At 44.4% G+C, this 19,586-nt stretch carries 15 protein-coding genes; 3 read left to right on the forward strand and 12 right to left on the reverse strand.

Annotation, left to right across the window (positions count from 1 at the left end; genetic code table 11):
* Positions 1 to 15: 15 nt before the first annotated feature.
* The 6 genes from livG to prlC form a co-directional block, all read right to left on the reverse strand.
* Positions 16 to 780: a high-affinity branched-chain amino acid ABC transporter ATP-binding protein LivG gene (livG, locus tag ACRRSW_RS20520; protein WP_432455708.1), complete on the reverse strand. Its 765-nt coding sequence runs from the start codon at positions 778 to 780 to the stop codon at positions 16 to 18.
* On the reverse strand, positions 777 to 2,048 hold the full coding sequence (locus ACRRSW_RS20525) for a high-affinity branched-chain amino acid ABC transporter permease LivM (RefSeq protein ID WP_432455707.1): 1,272 nt from the start codon (positions 2,046 to 2,048) through the stop codon (positions 777 to 779). Before ACRRSW_RS20525 ends, livG begins: the two co-directional genes overlap by 4 nt.
* On the reverse strand, positions 2,045 to 2,971 hold the full coding sequence (livH, locus tag ACRRSW_RS20530) for a high-affinity branched-chain amino acid ABC transporter permease LivH (protein WP_432455706.1): 927 nt from the start codon (positions 2,969 to 2,971) through the stop codon (positions 2,045 to 2,047). Before livH ends, ACRRSW_RS20525 begins: the two co-directional genes overlap by 4 nt.
* Before the next feature lie 101 nt (positions 2,972 to 3,072).
* On the reverse strand, positions 3,073 to 4,191 hold the full coding sequence (locus tag ACRRSW_RS20535) for a branched-chain amino acid ABC transporter substrate-binding protein (protein ID WP_432455705.1): 1,119 nt from the start codon (positions 4,189 to 4,191) through the stop codon (positions 3,073 to 3,075).
* 498 nt (positions 4,192 to 4,689) lie between these two features.
* Positions 4,690 to 5,775, reverse strand: coding sequence for a mechanosensitive ion channel family protein (locus ACRRSW_RS20540; RefSeq protein WP_432460306.1), 1,086 nt, complete (start codon positions 5,773 to 5,775; stop codon positions 4,690 to 4,692).
* 82 nt (positions 5,776 to 5,857) lie between these two features.
* The gene (gene prlC, locus ACRRSW_RS20545; RefSeq protein WP_432460307.1) at positions 5,858 to 7,891 is read right to left on the reverse strand and encodes an oligopeptidase A; all 2,034 of its coding nucleotides are present in this window, start codon (positions 7,889 to 7,891) and stop codon (positions 5,858 to 5,860) included.
* A 185-nt stretch (positions 7,892 to 8,076) separates the two neighbouring features.
* Here prlC and ACRRSW_RS20550 point away from each other — a divergent pair, with 185 nt between their 5' ends.
* Both ACRRSW_RS20550 and gorA read left to right on the forward strand, forming a co-directional pair.
* A complete protein-coding gene (locus tag ACRRSW_RS20550; protein ID WP_432460308.1) occupies positions 8,077 to 10,092 on the forward strand; it encodes an ATP-binding protein in 2,016 nt (671 codons plus the stop codon).
* A gap of 60 nt (positions 10,093 to 10,152) precedes the next feature.
* Positions 10,153 to 11,499 carry a glutathione-disulfide reductase gene (gorA, locus tag ACRRSW_RS20555; RefSeq protein WP_432460310.1) on the forward strand — a complete coding sequence of 449 codons (1,347 nt, stop codon included), beginning with the start codon at positions 10,153 to 10,155 and terminating at the stop codon, positions 11,497 to 11,499.
* Between the two features lie 549 nt (positions 11,500 to 12,048).
* On the opposite strand, the gene trpS is transcribed toward gorA, so the two are convergent.
* The 3 genes from trpS to ACRRSW_RS20570 form a co-directional block, all read right to left on the reverse strand.
* Complete coding sequence (gene trpS / locus ACRRSW_RS20560) at positions 12,049 to 13,071, reverse strand: tryptophan--tRNA ligase (protein WP_432460311.1); 1,023 nt, start codon at positions 13,069 to 13,071, stop codon at positions 12,049 to 12,051.
* A 1,020-nt stretch (positions 13,072 to 14,091) separates the two neighbouring features.
* The gene (locus ACRRSW_RS20565; RefSeq protein ID WP_432460312.1) at positions 14,092 to 15,216 is read right to left on the reverse strand and encodes a M14 family metallopeptidase; all 1,125 of its coding nucleotides are present in this window, start codon (positions 15,214 to 15,216) and stop codon (positions 14,092 to 14,094) included.
* A gap of 280 nt (positions 15,217 to 15,496) precedes the next feature.
* Positions 15,497 to 16,222, reverse strand: coding sequence for a hypothetical protein (locus ACRRSW_RS20570; RefSeq protein WP_432460313.1), 726 nt, complete (start codon positions 16,220 to 16,222; stop codon positions 15,497 to 15,499).
* A 385-nt stretch (positions 16,223 to 16,607) separates the two neighbouring features.
* On the opposite strand from ACRRSW_RS20570, the gene ylqF reads away from it, so the two are divergent.
* Positions 16,608 to 17,540 (forward strand): ribosome biogenesis GTPase YlqF, encoded by a 933-nt coding sequence (ylqF, locus tag ACRRSW_RS20575; RefSeq protein WP_432455698.1) that lies wholly within the window; start codon positions 16,608 to 16,610, stop codon positions 17,538 to 17,540.
* 60 nt (positions 17,541 to 17,600) lie between these two features.
* Here the strand turns inward: ylqF and ACRRSW_RS20580 are convergent, their stop codons facing one another.
* The 3 genes from ACRRSW_RS20580 to nudE form a co-directional block, all read right to left on the reverse strand.
* Positions 17,601 to 18,011, reverse strand: coding sequence for a c-type cytochrome (locus ACRRSW_RS20580; protein WP_432455697.1), 411 nt, complete (start codon positions 18,009 to 18,011; stop codon positions 17,601 to 17,603).
* Positions 18,012 to 18,147: 136 nt separating this feature from the next.
* Positions 18,148 to 18,963: a 3'(2'),5'-bisphosphate nucleotidase CysQ gene (gene cysQ / locus ACRRSW_RS20585; protein ID WP_432455696.1), complete on the reverse strand. Its 816-nt coding sequence runs from the start codon at positions 18,961 to 18,963 to the stop codon at positions 18,148 to 18,150.
* Between the two features lie 3 nt (positions 18,964 to 18,966).
* Entirely contained in the window at positions 18,967 to 19,530 is a 564-nt protein-coding gene (gene nudE, locus ACRRSW_RS20590) for an ADP compounds hydrolase NudE (RefSeq protein WP_432455695.1), read from the reverse strand.
* Between the last annotated feature and the right edge of the window lie 56 nt (positions 19,531 to 19,586).

Below are 19,586 nucleotides of genomic sequence, written 5' to 3' on the forward strand. Positions count from 1 at the left end.
GTCTTTGCCTCGCCCTTAAAACTCACCCAGATAGGCTTTAATGACCTCAGGGTTGTTGCGGATCTCTTCCGGTGTCCCATTCGCTAAGGGACAACCTTGGTTAACCACGTAAATCCGATCTGAAATACCCATCACCAATTTCATATCGTGCTCAATCAGCAATACCGAGACCGATTCATTGGCCCGCAGATCCATGATCAGCCGATCCAAATCATCAGTCTCCTTAGGGTTAAGGCCTGCCGCAGGCTCATCTAGCATCAAGATTTCGGGACGGGTTACCATACAACGAGCTATCTCTAAACGACGCTGTTGGCCATAGGCCAGATTACCCGCCTTACGGTTGGCGAATTCAGTCAACTGAACTTTGTCTAACCAGTATTCAGCAAACGCTAAGGCCTCCGCTTCACTCTTCTTAAAATTTGGAGTTTTTAATAAACCGGCAATAAAGTTGGTATTCAAGTGACGATGTTGAGCCACCAACAGATTTTCTACCACCGTCATATCTTTGAAAAGACGTACATGCTGGAAGGTACGCACAATGCCTTTACGGGCGATTTGGTGTCCGGCCAAACCTTGTAAGGCTTCGCCTCGATATAAAATTTGTCCACTGGTGGGTTTGTAGAAACCGGTTAAGCAGTTAAATACCGTGGTTTTCCCCGCACCATTGGGACCAATCACCGATACCACTTCTTTCTCTTTGAGCTTCAGCGCGACATTATTCACCGCCAATAAACCACCAAAACGCATGGTGAGGCCATTTACCTCAAGCAACTGACTCATGCCTTAGCTCCCTCTTTTAACTGAATATGAGGTCGAGACATTGGCAATAAACCTTGGGGGCGCCACACCATCATAAATACCATCATTAAACCAAACATCAGCATTCGGTACTCATTAAACTCACGCGCCATTTCTGGTAACACCGTCATGATAATCGCGGCTAAAATCACTCCAACTTGCGATCCCATTCCCCCTAAAACCACAATTGCTAAAATAATCGCAGATTCGATGAAGGTGAACGACTCAGGGCTAATAAAGCCCTGACGGGCCGCGAAAAAACTACCAGCAAAACCGGCAAAAGCAGCACCAATGGTAAATGCACTGAGCTTAACCACCGTTGGATTTAAGCCTAAAGAACGGCAGGCAATTTCATCTTCACGTAGTGCTTCCCAAGCCCGACCAATCGGCATTCTTAACAAGCGATTGATCACAATCACCGTAAGCACGACCAAAAGTAGCGCCATCAAGTATAAGAAAATCACCTTATATTCTGAGTTATAACTAATACCAAAGAAGTTATGGAACGTATCAAAACCTTCACCTTTTAGGCGACGGTTAAATTCCAAACCAAACAAAGTTGGCTTCGGTACACCGCTAATACCGTTAGGTCCGCCAGTTAACTCGGTAAGGTTGTTCAGCAATAAACGAATAATTTCCCCAAAGCCGAGGGTCACAATGGCTAGATAATCACCGCGTAAACGCAATACCGGAAAACCTAATAAGAAACCAAACAGTGCCGCCATGCCGCCGGCAATTGGTAGGCAAGTCCAAAAACCAAAACCATCGGCACTCAGTAAGGCATAGGTATAGGCTCCTACCGCATAAAAACCGACATAACCTAAATCGAGTAGACCGGCTAAGCCCACCACGACATTAAGTCCCAAACCCAACATCACATAGATGAGGGTTAAAGTCGCTAAATCCACCGAACCACGGCTAACAATAAAGGGCCAGATGATCGCCCCAGCTAAGGCGAACGAGACCAACAAACGATAAGCCTTAGGACTTTGCTCGGGACTCGGTAATTTAAAATTAAACTTATTCGCCGAGCGTCTTAACTTTGCTTTACCAAACAGCATGGGGTGAAATAGCTGACTAAAAAATACCACCGCCGAACCAATAAATAGCCACTTTAGATGTTGTGGCTCGGCCAACGCCAGATTAAGTCCACTGCTACTAGGTTCCATTCGGATCCCTAACAGCCATCCAGCCAACAACATAAAGGTAATGGTGGAGATTAATGCTCCGGGGAGATTGAGCTTACTCATACTTTCTCAACCTCCGGTCTTCCTAACAGGCCCGTTGGCATGAACAGTAACACCAGGCACAGCAAACCAAAGGAAACCACATCTTTATACTCGGTACTAAAGTAACCAGCAGTAATCGCTTCAGTAATGCCTAACAACAAGCCTCCAACAACCGCTCCGGGTATCGAACCAATACCGCCTAATACCGCCGCAGTAAAGGCTTTTAAGCCAGCCATAAAACCGATATAGGGATTGATAACACCGTAATAAATTCCCAACAACACACCTGCCACCGCCGCTAAGGCTGCCCCAATCACAAAGGTTAAGGAAATCACTTTATTGGTGTCGATCCCCAATAAATTGGCCATACCAATATCTTCAGAACAAGCACGGCAGGCACGTCCCATTCGCGAATGGGTAATAAAGGCCGTTAACCCGATCATCGTGAGGAAAGTCACCACAAAGATCACCACTTGCATGTAGGAAATGGTTAAATTGAAGCCATCGTCAGGGCCAAATGTCCAGCCGCCAGTAATCAGACTCGGCATCGCGATATCACGACTTCCCTGAGATAAACGCACCAGGTTTTGCAAGAAAATAGACATCCCAATCGCCGAAATCAAAGCGATCAAGCGGTTACCACCACGCACTGGCCGATAAGCCACCTTCTCAATGGTCCAACCATAGGCGCTGGTAATAATGATGCTAATGGCAAAAGCACCAAATAATAAAATCGGCAGAGAATCCAAGCCCATCAGCGATAAGGCGGCTAATACGATGAAGGCGACATAACTGCCTATCATATACACTTCACCATGGGCGAAGTTAATCATGCCGATAATGCCATACACCATCGTGTAACCAATGGCGATTAAGGCATAGGTACTACCAACCGTTAGTCCATTGACTAACTGTTGAAAAAAATAGAAAAATTGCTCAGACATAACGATCCCAATCTAATAGCTTGAAGCCATTAATTAAGTGTCTTTTAAAACAGAAGAGACCAGCTAGCGCCGATGACACTAGCCGGTCTGATATTCACAAATTACTTAGCGATAGACGATGTGCCGTCGGCATGCCATGTGAATACACCAAAATCGAAACCTTTAAGATCGCCTTTGCTATCCCACTGCAGTGGTCCCATGACCGTGTCAACAGTATTAGCGCGAAGATAAGCCGCCACAGCGTCTGGCTCATCACCCGCACCATTCACACCAGCAACAATAGATTGCATTGCCGCATAAGCAGTCCAAACGAAAGGACCGGTAGGATCTTCTCCTTTCGCCACCAAGGCGTCCACGATTGGTTTGTTGGCCGGTTCTAAGTCATATTTTTTCGGTAAGGTAACTAACAAGCCCTCAGAAGCTGCGCCAGCAATAGCAGAAATGTCTTTGTTACCAACGCCTTCAGGCCCCATGAAAGTGGCATCTAGGCCTTTTTCTGAGGACTGACGCAGGATCAAACCAAGTTCTGGGTGGTAACCACCGTAGTAGACAAAATCAACTTTTTCTTTCTTCAGCTTAGCAATCAGCGCTGAGAAATCTTTATCACCCGCAGTCACACCTTCAAAAGCAACCACATTCACACCCGCCGCTTCTAACTCGGTTTTCACTGAGGTGGCGATCCCTTCACCATATTGTTGTTTATCATGGATCACTGCGACTCGTTGTGGTTTAACGCTAGTCGCGATATAACGTGCGGCCGTTGGTCCTTGGTCACTATCGAGACCGATGGTTCGAAAAACCAACTGATAGTCGCGAGTGGTAATGTCTGGGTTAGTCGAAGCGGGCGTAATCATTAATACACCTTCATCTTCATAGACATCTGAAGCAGGTTGAGTCGCGCCAGAACACAAATGACCCACAACATATTTAATGCCATCGTTAATAATTTTGTTGGCAACCGCCACCGCTTGCTTCGGCTCACATGCGTCATCGTAGACAACAGCTTCAATTTTTTTACCTTTTAAGGCCCCCGCTTGGTTAAGTAAATCAACCGCAACGCCAACACCGGTAAATTGCATATCGCCATATTGTGCCACTGGCCCAGTTACAGGCCCCGCAACCGCTATCTTAATTGTATCGGCAGCATGAGCTACTGATACCGCGCCAAATAGGGCTAGCGAAACTGCCAAGCCGGAAGCTGATTTTGTCCATTTAGTCATTAGAAACTCCATGTTAGCTTTTTTGTTATCTATTGTGTGTTTGCAGGAGTTCGGCGCATCAACCCTTGGATGCTATTCTCACCCCGTTGGCTGATGTTTTACCCTATACACAAGGCCTTTAACAAGTCGACGTTCCTGTAGCCCCCCTAGCGGCAGAGGATTTGACAACTTATTCAACCACAGCTATCAATTCATCCAGACCACATGCAGATAGTTTTGCTACATAAGCAGTAAAATGAGCTACAAATAGATCTAAATTAAGCATTTTAGTCTTATTTTTTCTAAATATGCTGCAAGCCTGCTAAATAACTAATTTTTGAAGAGCTTTATTGGATTTTTACAGCATAAAAATACCGTCAGAGTGTTTATCACCACTAGATTAGGCTATTTTACCGTTCTGCTTATTGAAGATTTAGGCTAGTAAAAAGAATAACTATGCAGCCGAATGAAACATAAATGAATGCAACTGCATTCATTTATGAAGCAAGATGACTGAATTTACTTTGAATTAAGTGGTTCATTATTTGCAAGGTGCAGGGTTCGCGTAGGAAAAGCAAACTCGGCACCGTTGGCAAGCACAATATCAACCACCTTATTCAACACATCTTGTTTTACCTGATGATAAAAAACCCAATCGGTAGTTTTAGTAAAAGTATAGATAAAAAAGTCGAGAGAAGACGCGTTAAAACTATCGAAGTTCACCATCAAAGTTTCATTGGTATCAATCTCCGGATGTTGACGTAACATCGCTTCCACATCACTCACCACTTTGCCTAGCTTCGCCGCATCAGCATAACGCAAACCGATGGTTTCTTTAATTCGACGATGGCTCATCCGGCTGGGATTTTCTACCGCGATACTAGAAAATACCGAATTAGGCACATATAAGGGACGCTTATCGAAGGTACGGATCTGCGTCACCCGCCAACCTATTTTTTCAACCGTTCCTTCAATGCTGCGATCTGGTGAGCGGATCCAATCACCGACCTTAAAGGGCCGATCAAAATACACCAACAAAGCCCCAAAAAAGTTAGCGAGTAAATCTTTAGCGGCCATACCGACAATCAAACCGCCCATACCGCCAAAGGCTAGCACCCCGGAAATACTGAAGCCTAGGGTTTGAAAAACGGCTAGCAGCAATATAATAATCACACTGGCACGACACAACTTCGCCACCGCCTGTACCGTAGTTTTATCCTTGCCTTCGCTGATCAACTGCTGCTCTGCACAACCCACAAAGCGCATCGCGACCCAAGCCAATAGAAACACCATCATCACTTGGCGCAGCACTGGGATCATCGGCAGTAAGTCCGATCCTAGAGCCTTGGCAAACGCGGTTGCCACTAAAGACAAACCCACCACCGCGATCATCCAGTTAATCGGCTTCCATAATGAAAACCAAATTGCATCGTCCCACACGGTCTTGGTTTTAGTGGTTAAACGGCTTAAACGTCCCGCAAAAGTACGCCAAATAACAAAAGCAACTAAGGTCAGTCCCAACACAACCAATACGTCAAACCACCAATTCGAGGTCGCTAATACGGCTTGTTCGTGTTCTAACCACAGCGCGATATCTTCAAACATAGCTTCATCCAGTTCTAATCTCAGACAAACAAAACGCGGCCTAAGCCGCGTCATAAAACTAACTTAAAACATCAAAATGAGGCTAAGCAGCAATCCCCGAATGACGAAGTAAGGCATCTACCTTAGGTTCTCGCCCTCTAAAGGCCTTAAACAGTTCCATCGGTTGCTGCGAACCACCTTTCTCCAGAATGTTATGCAAGAATTGTAAACCCGTTTCAGCATTGAAAATGCCTTCATCTTCAAATTTTGCAAAGGCGTCAGCAGATAAGACCTCGGCCCATTTGTAGCTGTAATAACCCGCGCTATAACCACCAGCAAAAATATGGCTAAAGCTATTTTGGAAACGATTGAAACTCGGAGGATTGATCACCGAAACCTGTTGGCGCACTTCATCCAGACGCTGCTGCACACTGCGACCCTCTGCGAGTTCATAATGTAAACGGAAATCAAACAATGAAAATTCGAGTTGGCGCACCATCGTCATCGCCGACTGGAAATTACGTGCCGCTAACATCTTATCTAACATCTGCTGCGGCAAGGGCTCGCCCGTCTCATAATGCCCAGAAATAAAGGCTAAAGTCTCACTCTGCCAACACCAATTTTCCAAAAACTGGCTCGGTAACTCAACCGCATCCCAAGCCACACCATTAATACCCGATACCGCCGCTTCATCCACCTTGGTCAGCATATGGTGAATGCCGTGACCAAACTCATGGAATAAAGTAATCACTTCATCGTGCGTGAATAAGGCTGGTTTATCGCCCACTGGCTTATTAAAGTTACAGGTTAAATAAGCGACTGGCTTAACCAACTGTCCATCCACATCCACTCGGCGGTCGATACAACCATCCATCCAAGCACCGCCACGTTTATGTTCGCGTGCATATAAATCTAAATAGAAAGAACCGCGCAGCGTTCCACTATCATCACTAATGTCAAAAAAACGAACGTCTGGGTGCCAAGTATCAACTCCCTGCCGTTCACTTACAGTCACCTTAAATAGGCGATTCACCACCTCAAACAGACCACTCAATACTCGATTTTCGGGGAAATAAGGGCGTAACTGTTCATCGGAAATAGCGTAGGTATGCTGTTTTAATTTTTCTGAATAGTAGGCTATATCCCAAGCCGCTAACTCATCAACCCCATGATACTGTTTGGCAAAAGCTTGCAACTCGGCTAACTCTCGCTCCGCCTGCGGCTTAGAGCGTGCAGCCAAGTCTTCTAAAAAGCCTAATACCTGCGCTGGAGATTCAGCCATTTTAGTGGCGAGTGACTTATCCGCATAACTGGCAAAGCCAAGCAGCTGGGCTAACTCATGACGTAGTGCCAATTCTTCATCAATTAGTCCGCTATTATCAAATTTCTGCTCAGTGCTTGCTTGTTCAGAAGCGCGAGTACTAAAGGCTCGATACATTTCTTCACGTAGCGAACGATTGTCGGCGTAGGTCATCACCGGTAAGTAACTCGGGAACTCCAGCGTGAGTAGATAACCCTCTAAATCTTTTGCTGCAGCGGCTTGTTTGGCGGCAGCCAAGGCCGAATCCGGTAGCCCGACTAATTCGCTAGATTCGGTAATATGTTTTTGCCAAGCCAGAGTAGCGTCTAATACATGATTGGAAAATTGTGATGAGAGTTCCGACAAGCGTTTCACTATTTCACCGTAACGCTGTTGCTGCTCAGCCTCCAATCCAATACCAGATAATTCAAAGTCTCGTAGTGCATCTGTAACCGATTTTTGCTGGGCTAAATTATAATCAGCAAACGCTTGGCTGTCGGCTAAGCTTTTATAGGCTTGATAAAGCCCCTTGTGTTGGCCAACAAAGGTGCTGTACTCAGACAGTAGCGGGAGGCAGGACTCATAAGCTTCGCGTAGCTCCTGACTATTGACTACCGAATTACAGTGGCTAACCGGTGACCACAAACGACCTAAGCGGTCATTCACTTCATCGAGAGGCAAAATAAAATTTTGCCAAGTAGGCGTGGCTTCTTTTAACACCGAATCGATCGTCGCTCGGCATTCTTCAATCACTTGCTCTACCGCAGGCTGCACATGCGCTGGCTTAATCTTGCTAAACGGGGGTAATCCGGGTAAATCAAGTAAAGGGTTACTCATAAAAGATCCTTAAAACTGAAGATATATTAGCTATAAATAACATATTTTGGGGTTAATTATTTGTAAATCAACCCACCCTCACGATTTGGACGTTTCACATAGCCTCGATTTAGACTATGATTTCTCAAAGGAATAATATGCTTTCTTGGTTTAACGATACTTAGACCAACAGGACTCGCTTATACATGGATAATAACTCTCAATCCACAGAGACTAGTGATCACGGGCTGTGGAAAAAGTTAGCTTTAAATAAAGGAGCCAACAGCCTTTCCTTGCGCATGTTATCCTACATTCTTATTTGCTCCACCCTGCTTGCTCTGATCATCACCCTGATTCAACTTTATTACGATTACAAGCAAGATGTGAAAGTCATTGAAGAAAGTATCGATCAGATTGAAGTCAGTTTTCTACAACCAATTGCAGCCAGCTTATGGAACCTTGATGAAGAACAAGTCGAGGTACAAATTGAAGGCATTATGAACTTGCCTAATATGCAATATGTATTGGTCAAAGAAATCTTAGGTTCTTCTGAAGTCCCACTATTAGCACGTGGACGTTCAACCAACCAATATGATCTATCTCAGGAATTTGATCTTATTTATCAAGACGAGATGGTTGGAAAGCTGTTTGTCGCCGCCTCTTTGGAACAGGTGTATGAGCGCTTATGGCAAAAAGCGATGCTGATCCTCATTAGCCAAACCGTGAAAACCCTCGTGGTATCCATCGGTATTTTATTCATCATTTATTACGTGATTGTTCGCCACATCAATACCATTGTGGATTACACCCGCAACCTAGACCTCGACAATCTAGGCGCACCACTAAAAATTAATGCTAAGGGTAAACAACGCAACGATGAGCTGGGCGAATTGGTCAATACTCTCAACCAAATGACCCGAAAAATTGACCACGAATTTGCCCAAAAATTAAAAGCCACCGAGCAATTAGCTCATGAGCGAGACTTCTCCGCAACCGTCATCAACTCAAGTAATGCGGTGATTGTGACCTTAGACAATCAGCTCAATGTATTAACCGTAAACCCTGCTGGTGTGCTACTCACCGGCTTTCATCAAGAAGAACTAATCGGCCAAAACTGGCTGAGTGTATTTGTCGACAACGACCGGCGCGACAAAATTGAAGCCGATCTCCGACAGTTAAGGGTGATCCAAGATCAAGAATTAACGCTCACCGATCAGGTGAACAATCAATATACTTTACTATGGACCTTTGTTCCCTTTTACGAAGGCAACCATGTCTCTCGCATGATCGCCTTTGGCTATGATGTGACTCCACTAAAACGGGTTGAAAAAGAAATAAAAACCCTCAACGATGAGTTGGAACAAAAAGTAAAGTCACGAACCGAGCGTTTAGAGGAGAGTAATCTCCAGCTTGCTAGTGCTTTCGATAAACTTAAAAATGCACAACAATCCTTAGTGGAAGCCGAGAAAATGGCCTCCTTAGGTGGCTTGGTGGCAGGGGTCGCTCACGAGATTAATACCCCAATAGGCATTAGTGTCACTGCCGCATCTTACTTACAAGAGCAAGGCAAACAACTCGAAAAGAACATTGAAACTGGCAAGTTAAGCCGTCGCTATATGGAAGAGCTAATCAGTAACTTACAGCAATCGACTGAGTTATTGCTGAACAATTTACGTCGTGCCTCTGATTTGATTAGTAGCTTCAAGCAAGTTGCCGTCGACCAAAGCTCCGAAGCCTGCTACACCTTTAATCTCAACGAAAATGTTAATCAGGTGATCACCTCTTTAGGCCATAAAATTCGTCGTTCTGGTTGCACGATCAAAGTGGATTGTCCCAGCGATTTAGAACTTTATAGCTTCCCAGGCAGCTTTACCCAGATCTACTCAAACTTAATCCTCAACTCGATTAAACATGGCTTTGAGGAATGGGACGGCGAAAAACAAATCAATATTCACATCTACCGGGAAGGTGAACAACTCCATCTCGATTATCAAGACACTGGTCGTGGGGTGGAGAGTAGTATTGTAAATCGTATTTTCGACCCCTTTGTCACGTCTAAACGCGGTCAAGGTGGTAGCGGCTTAGGTACTCACATCGTTTATAATCTCGTGGTGCAGTTACTGAAAGGCCATATTTCCTTCGATAGTAAGGAAAATGAAGGGGTTAAGTTCTTCATTCGTTTGCCTTATCAATCGCAAAAACAGGTCACAAAAGCTGATTAACATCTGATACAGCTACAGGCTATACTGCTGCAACATATCTGTCCTACACGGAGTTTCTCAATGAAAGAATATGATTACCTATGCATTGGCGCAGGCAGCGGCGGTATTGCCTCAGCCAATCGCGCCTCAATGTACGGCCAAAAAGTGGCGCTGATTGAAGCTCGTCATGTAGGTGGTACTTGCGTGAACGTAGGTTGTGTCCCTAAAAAAGCCATGTGGTTTGGTGCCCAAGTCGCGGAAGCTATTCACCGCTATGCACCTGATTACGGCTTTGATTTACAAGTGAATCAATTTGATTGGGCAACCTTGGTTGCCAGCAGAGAAGCCTACATCAAACGAATTCATGGTTCCTATGACCGCGTATTGGGTAACAATGGGGTCACACTTATCAATGGCTTTGCAAAGTTTGTAGATGCGAATACCGTGGAAGTGAATGGCGAACAAATCCGTGCCAAACACATTCTCATCGCCACTGGCGGTCGCCCTTCAATCCCCGCAATCCCTGGCGCCGAACTCGGCATCGATTCCGATGGATTTTTTGCTTTAACAGAGCAACCTAAACGAGTCTTGGTACTCGGAGCAGGTTACATCGCGGTTGAATTGGCAGGTGTTTTACACTCACTGGGTAGCGACACTCATTTAGCGGTGCGTAAGCACGCACCCTTACGTAACTTTGACCCAATGCTTAGTGAAACGCTGGTCGAAATCATGGCGGAGGACGGCCCAACGCTGCACACCCATAGCGTACCACAATCCATCGAAAAACAAGCTGATGGCAGCTTGAATGTTAAATTTGAGAATGGCAACAACATCGAAGTGGATTGCGTTATATGGGCGATTGGCCGTGACCCCGCCACCGATAATATCAACCTAGCCGCGGCTGGTGTTGAAGTTGATCAACGCGGTTACATTCAGGTCGATGACTACTCAAATACCACCGCAGCGGGCGTCTACGCAGTCGGCGATAATATCGGTAAGGTAGAACTCACCCCAGTTGCCGTCAAAGCCGGACGTTTGCTCTCGGAACGTTTATTTAACGGAAAAACTGAAGCTAAAATGGATTATCAACTCATCCCTACTGTGGTCTTTAGTCACCCAGCCATCGGCACTTTGGGTTTAACCGAACCCGAAGCGATTGCTGAATACGGTGCGGATAATGTCAAAGTCTACAACTCAAGCTTTGCCGCGATGTACACAGCGGTCACTCAGCATCGTCAAATGACCAAGATGAAACTGATTTGTGCCGGTGAAGAACAAAAAGTGGTTGGTCTGCATGGGATAGGTCTAGGCATGGACGAAATTTTACAAGGATTTGGTGTTGCCATGAAGATGGGCGCAACCAAAGCCGACTTTGATGCCTGTGTCGCGATCCACCCCACCAGCGCAGAAGAATTTGTTACTATGTAGATCAGGGTCTGGAAACAGTACCCTGTAGAATTGACGATTCTGGAAAACCTACTAATACTTAGACCTATAGAAATATCTATTGGTTTGGGGCTAGTATGGTTTTCGTCGTTAATTCTTTTGATTTTGAAATTCCCAACTGTAGTGGCATAGTGAATTTGGCCACCTGATTAAAGGTGGTTGCCCATCGTGAAGCAAATGGAAATTAACCTTGGTTAAAAGTAAATTTGAATAGCCTGATATACTTTTACCAATCCACAAAAATCAAGAAAAATAAAAAGTAATGCAACGTACGACGCCTCCCCAGCACAAACTAAAACATGACTACCTTTAAAATACACCTCGCCAGTATGATATCGAATGCATTTCGCAAGTTGCGAAACGCACCTTGCGTAATTGTCATTTCTTTAAATTTTCAGTGTCTTACAGTAAAAGTTTATGCAAATCACAAGCTGGCTTTTGCTGCTGTATATAACTCTAAATCACGAAAAACGTCGCCGGCTACAAAGTAGAGAAAACCAACCTTTACATCGTTACTCATTACGCCTGTGACTAAAATAGATTTAGGCCAAATATGTCTTTGATATCAAAGAGCACTTTATCTGTCTTTTCTCGAGAAAGCTGACTTCCAGCCTTCAAAATGTCGATTAGTTGTGCCTTGTCATTTAAATACATAGCTCTTCTCTCTCGAATGGGCCGGAGCATTTCTTGTAAGCATTCTTCTAATATTCGTTTCGTCACGCCGTCACCCAGTCCCCCTCGTTGATAGTGTTGCTTTAATTGTTGGACATAGCTTTCATCTGGATGAAAAGCATCTAAATAAGTAAACACCACATTCCCCTCTATCTTGCCGGGGTCTTCAACCCTTACATGGTGAGGGTCGGTATACATAGACTTAACCGCTGCAGTGATTTCCTTTTCACTAGCTCCTAGATTAATAGTGTTCCCCATAGATTTAGACATCTTATTTTTTCCATCGGTGCTAGGTAAGCGTGGCGCTTTACTTAACAATGGTTGACATTCATTGAGAACATTGCGCCCGGCTAACGCGTTTATCTTCCGCACGATTTCATTAGTTTGTTCAAGCATTGGTAATTGGTCGTCACCAACGGGGACTAATGTTGCGTTAAACCCAGTGATATCCGCGGCTTGAGAGATGGGGTAAGTTAAAAATCCTGCAGGGATGGAGCGCTCAAATCCTTTATTTTGAATTTCACTTTTAACTGTGGGATTACGCTCTAGTCGACTAATAGTAACTAGGTTGCTGTAATACATAGTGAGCTCGGCAAGCGCTGGTAATTGTGACTGCAGACATATGGTTGTTGCTGATGGGTCTATCCCTACAGCGAGGTAATCCGCCACCACATTTAGAATATTCGATGACACTTTTTGAGGGTGAAGGGCATTGTCTGTCAGGCCTTGCATATCAGCAACAAGAATGGTTTGTTCATGGTGAGCTTGTAAAGCGACACGCTGCTTTAAAGAACCAACGTAATGGCCTAGGTGTAATGGGCCCGTAGCTCTATCACCGGTTAAAATAACCTCTAATTTATCAGTTTTCGGTTGTGTATTCATTGGTATATCTCCTCGTCAAATAAATTGGCCACTGGAGATACAAAAGAGATGACAATCTTAGCTACCTACCAGCAGCATAAGAATGTAAGAATTCTGTGCCGCTCTAATGAGAGCGCCACCAAAGAATGGATAATGTAGGCATTGAAATATTATTCATAACGAGAATCTAGCAATAATCGAGTTAGGAGACAAGCGTTTGAGTGCTCCCCTAGCATATGCTGTAGGCAACTAGTTAGCTTTACTCTTGTTAGTATGTCGACATTTAAGATTGTAAAGCATTTCAGGGCCACTTCGAGCAAGAAGAAAGATTTCAATAAATTTCGTCTACCCTTCCTGCGCAAAAAAAACTTTGTCCTCTGGAAAATTCTTTCCAGAATCTTGCTTCTCAACAAAATTTTGTCATTTTTGCTATATTTCTGGAAAAGTCCTAGAAGCCTCGTCGACTCTAGCTTTACAGAACTTTTCCAGAATATAAACTACAGAGTATATTGGTACTATGTAAATTCAAGGGACTAAAACACCGATTAGCCTTTGATTCGAAGACCCTTCAACGAATCAAGGCTAATCTGGCTTGTATCGTCAAGTCGCGAACCTTTATAGAACCTTAGTGAGTGACTCTGATATCTTAGCTCAAAGATAAAACATCAAGTTTCGCTAAATCACTGAGACTGCTCCTCTGCACGACTTCCATGTCGTCGGCTCTTGATTGATTCATGATTGCGCTCACTTTACCGACGAGACTTCGCTCGGAAGCGGATGAAAAGCGGCCAACGGCTACCTGTAACGTGTGAATCACAACATACTAAAAGTGGCGAAATGCCCCCTTAAACAATGGCGATCATCGACTAGGAGGATGATTCCAATAACCGAACACATCAAATAAAAAAATCTAACCGATAGACTAAAAAAGAAAAAGCAAGTCTAGCGACTTCTCTTGTAGCCACAACGAATCAGGAGGTCATCCATCATAACCTCCTTTTTGTATGCTCAAAATTAAGCGCTAAATAGCTAAATAGGACACTACAAACGCGCTAAGCTCTGCTTAATTGGAAACAACACATCTGCACCCAATTGCATTGCCCGCTCCGGTGACCAGCCGTAATCCTCATCAGGCAAATCAGCGTTATCTTTAAATGGCATTTCGATGGTATAAGACAATGTCTTAAACTGTTCGCCCAACCATGCGGCGCCAATCTTTAAGTTAGCCTCTCCCGGCTTGTTCTTGGCATAACCATGTTGATCTTGGAAGTCTGGTGAAATCGCCATATACGCTTGCTTAAAGGTTTCTTCTAGCAACTGATGCCGCGCATCATATGAAGGGACCCCTTCACACCCTGCCACAAAATTGTAAGGCACAGATTCATCTCCATGAATATCAAGAAACAGATCGCCTCCCAATTCCAACATCTTTTGTCTTGCTAAAAACACCTCTGGGCTATGTTCCATGCTTGGATTTTGCCATTCACGGTTCAAATTTATACCAGCGGCATTAGTACGCAAATGACCTCGCACTGAACCATCTGGATTCATATTCGGCAAGACATAAAATACGGTTTCTTCCAATAGCTTTTTAGCCAAGGGATTATCTTCGTCCAATAACGTGGCGAGCATCCCCTCAACAAACCATTCTGCCATGGTCTCACCTGGGTGCTGCCTCGCCATCACCCAAACTTTGTGCTTGTCCTGCTCGGCATCACCAATTTGCAATAAACTCATATCCCGACCATCCAAGGTTTGCCCTAGGGTACTAAGTCTCACCCGAGGATCTTGTTGTATGGTTTGCAATAGATCCAGATGGCGCTCGTAGCTATAAGGTGCAAAATAAGCGAAATAGACACTCGATTGCTCAAGCGCCAAAGAAAATTTTAATTGCTCACCATCATAATCGGTATCGATGCGAAACCATTGTTGGCGATCATAAGATGCGACGACCTGATAACCTTGCCAACCTTGTGGATAAGCCGACTGACTGGCGTTGATAATATGGAATTGATAAGACTGCGCTTGCTCAGCTTCAAAACGAAAATGAAACCACTGAAAAAACTCAGATTGGTTGTCATGTTTGATTTCAAGTTGGATATCTTGCGGATCTTGTAAAGCGATAACTCGAATGTTACCACTATCAAAATTATCAGTAATGTACATCTCTACACCTTCATGCTGAATAGGGTCCTTGGAGTTGCCCAGTATAACTGGCAATGCCTAGAGGCTGTTTATCTTTTGAGATTATTTTTACAAGGAACCGTCATTTTTTATATCAGGAACAGCACTATGGCATCACCTGACGAGAATAACTAAAAGGCTCGTCTAGGGTCTTTTGATTTTCATCACCAAGAATAGATCAGCAATGATGCCAAATATATTTAATACCAGTCCTTTTGACGAAACCATATGAGTTAGTAGCCTTCTGAACAAAGGCCACAGATTAGCGGCTGAGGTCTTTATTTTTGGTAGCGTCCATCTCCTGAACTTCGATCCTAAAGTAGCGAATATCCAATTGTTTCGCATAAGACATGCTGCCATCAAGCGTGACCAACTGTCCCTGAGATACCACTCGCTGATTAAAGTCGATCCCCTGTCGAAACACTTCTTCACCACCTTGGTCAATAAATATCATCACCAAGGCTTGCTCAATCGGCCCTTCAACCAACAACTGGTAACTCACGCCAATCTGTTTCCCTTGGTTTTCCGACTCAACAAAAAAAGCCGAACGAACATGTTGTTGGTCGATGGCGATCAAACTATCAAAGGCAAATACACGTAATTCGGGGTGATTCTCTTTATTTAGTTCGAAGTTATATTTTCGTTCTAATTGTAAAGCTTGGTTCAATTTCAAGTTTTGCTGTTCAACCACATTAAAATCACTTAACAAGCCTTCATAATCGTGTCTCAAATCATGGTAAGTCGGTAATAGAGCGACTAAATAAAATACCGACGCAAAACTAATGACCACCAGCGCGGCACTAATCCAACGATACTTTCTAACATGTCGATAGGCTTTCTTATAATGTTGATGGCGCGCCTTATGGTGCTCATATCGAACTTGCAGACTCACCTCTGAACGGTGACTGCGTTGCTTTGGAGAATGAAAATCGACACTATCAGCAGCGTGAATAATCTCAGCCTGCTGTTTTAGCTCATTGGTAGACATGATCTCTTCCCTAAGATTGCCTAAAAGTGGCTTATGAATACTAACAAATATTGTTAGCCTTAATTTATATCTCAAAAATAACGGCGAGATACGGATCCTGATTAATTTTAACACTTAAAATTAACAAGCTAAACACTCCCGCTAGGGCAACCACCAGAGCATTCAGCCTCAAAGTAATTGATACCAGAAAGCGCCCCTTTAACATAGCAGTTAAAATAAGAATTATCAGTAATAAACCTACATCCGTGACAACTGCTTACATTTGCTCTTGATTTTCTTTTATCCTTTCGCCACATGTTGGTACAGCTATCGGCACAAAGCACTACACTTTATAGCTTGAGTGAGTACAATGAGCGCCAAATTGATGAAATGGTAAGGGGATAGGATGGCAATTCAATGGTATCCAGGGCATATGCACAAAGCCCAGAAACAAATCAAAGAAGTGATGCCAAATATCGATTTGATCATCGAAGTATTGGATGCTCGGATCCCCTATAGCAGTGAGAACCCGTTGGTTGCCACCCTACGTGGTGATAAACCCTGTATCAAAGTGTTAAACAAGAGTGATTTAGCCGATCCCGAGATCACCCGCCAATGGCAGCAATACTTTGAACAAGAGCAAGGGGTTAAAGCGATTCCCTTGTGTACTATTCAGGGGAATCAGACGCAAGAATTACTAAGCTTATGTCGTAGTATGTTACCCAATAAAGGGGGCGTTGATAAGCCAATCCATACTATGATTTGTGGGATCCCTAATGTCGGTAAATCGACTTTAATTAACGCCTTAGCGGGACGAACCATCGCTAAAACCGGCAACGAACCGGCGGTAACCAAGGCTCAACAAAGGATCCGTCTAGAGGGCAACATCATCCTCTCAGATACGCCAGGGATCCTTTGGCCAAAGTTCGACAATGTCGCCAGCGGCTACCGCTTGGCAACAACCGGAGCGGTCAAAGATACAGCCATGGATTATGATGATGTCGCAGCCTTTGCTTGCGAATATCTATTAGAAGCCTATCCCGAACAGTTAAAAGCCCGTTATAAGCTTGAAGATTTACCTGAGTCAGAAATTGTCTTGATGGAAGAGATTGGTCGCCGCCGAGGCTGTTTGGTTCGTGGTGGTCAGGTCGACTACGTGAAGGTTGCCACCATCATTCTTAACGAACTACGCGATGCAACTATCGGTCGAATTAGCTTGGAAACGCCAGCGATGGTGGCAGTTGAGAAAGTTGAAACGGCCAAACTAGTCGCCGAAAAAGAAGAAAAAAAGAAAATGATTGCCGAACTACAAAAGAAAAAACGCCGTAAACGACGCTAATTATTCTGGCAATAAAAAACCACCGTTCACGGTGGTTTTTTATTGCTTAACGGGCTGGCCTTATTGGGTTAAATAGGCAATCGCGTCTTTAATTTCATCTTCACTACAATCACCACAAGTGCCCTTGGCTGGCATCACACCATTAAACCCATTCCAAGCGTGGTTAAATAAGGTCTCGTTACCTTGAGCAATACGAGGCTCCCAAGCGGCTGCATCACCTTTTTTAGGTGCTCCGGCAACACCAGTGCTATGACAAGCCGTACAATAAGTATTAAAAACAGTGGCCCCATCTCGAGGACCGCTTGCGGCAGCAGGGGCTTTAGTCACGGCAAGTTCGCCATCTAAATAAACGGAGCCGACAGGTTTAATCCGCTCGATTATCGCTTCATCAGACATATCAGCCGCAAACGCACTGGGTAATATGCTTAAGCACAGTGATACCAGCAATGTTTTCCAATTCAAAAGCTTCACCTTTATCTCTCCTCATTGTGCCTACTGTCTGCAGTATTAGGCATCCTTGTCATTATTGGCAAAATTATACCCGCTATTCCCCTGAGGTTAAACCATTGTAAAAACGAATATAAGAACTATGTATCTTAGATGTTACTTAGCTGGGGTTTTTCAGAATATCTCGCCACGGCAGTTGTCGGTCACCCAAAGAAATAAAATTAGGATTCTCTAAGGATTCGCGCTGGTTATAGCTTAGGTCGCGTAAATGTAAATCCAACAATCCGCCACCCGCTTCTTCTAAGATGATCTGCGGCGCGCCAGTATCCCATTCGCCAGTTGGGCCGACTCGAATATAACAATCAGCAACGCCCTCGGCGACCAAGCAACTTTTTAAGCTAGCGCTACCTAAAGGATAAAGTTTGTAATGATAGTTACAATTTAAAATCGCTTGCAATAAAGCAGGGCGCTGCACTCGACTGGTGGCAACCCGGATTTGCTCGGGCGGACTATCGTAATGACGACTACGAATTTTGGTTCGTTTACCCGCCTGCTCTTTAAACGCACCATGCCCCTTGACTGCTGCATACAATATTTGCACGATAGGTCCATAAACCACCCCCAATACCGGTTGGTTATCGTGGATCAAGGCAATTTCGGTAGCAAAGTCACCACTCCCAGAAACAAACTCCTGAGTACCATCTAAAGGGTCGACTAGCCAATAAGTTTGCCAAGTTTGACGCTCTTCTAGAGGAATATTCGCCTGTTCTTCAGACAAAATGGGGATTTCTGGAGTTAAGCTGGAAAGCTTATTCATAATAAAATGATGGGCTGCGTAATCAGCTGAGGTCACGGGTGTTTTATCTTGTTTCACCTCGCTGACATAATCACCTTTCTCATAAATGCTACGGATTAACTCACCAGCACCACGTGCAATTTCAATCACTTCTGATAACACACTGACAGGCTCAAACATCCTCTAGCAATCCACCTTATTTTTCTTCAACCATTTTTCTAATAACAACAATGATGCAACACTACGCGCTTCAGAAAAGTCTTCACGGCTATATACACTGTCTAAGTCTTGCAAAGAAACTTTAATCATGTGCAACGGTTCTGGTTCATCGCCAGGTAAAATACTCGGACGAAGCCCCTGTGCCACATAAACCGACATATGACTGGAGAAATAACTCGGCGCCACCGAGAGTTCGGTAAGCAGCTGAAATTCACTCGCTATCAGGCCAATTTCTTCTTGTAACTCTCGATTGGCGGCAACCAGTGCGGTCTCTCCTGGATCGATCAAGCCTTTTACAAAGCCTAGCTCATAACGCTCTGTTCCGGCGGCGTATTCACTCACCAATAACAGCTCACCTTGCTCAGTGATAGGCAGTACCATGACCGCGCCGCGCCCCGAGCCAACCAAGCGCTCATAGGTCCGGTGTTCGCCATTACTAAACTCAAGGTGTAATTCTTCAATTTTGAAATAACGACTTTCAGCAGTGATGGCACTGTCTACTAATCGGGGCGGATGATGCTTACTCATCGCGGTTCCTGCTATCATTGACGTAGTATCATTGTTACATTGCTGTTAGAAGCACT

The sequence above is a fragment of the Agarivorans sp. QJM3NY_25 genome, assembly GCF_050870875.2.
Taxonomy (GTDB): Bacteria; Pseudomonadota; Gammaproteobacteria; order Enterobacterales; family Celerinatantimonadaceae; genus Agarivorans.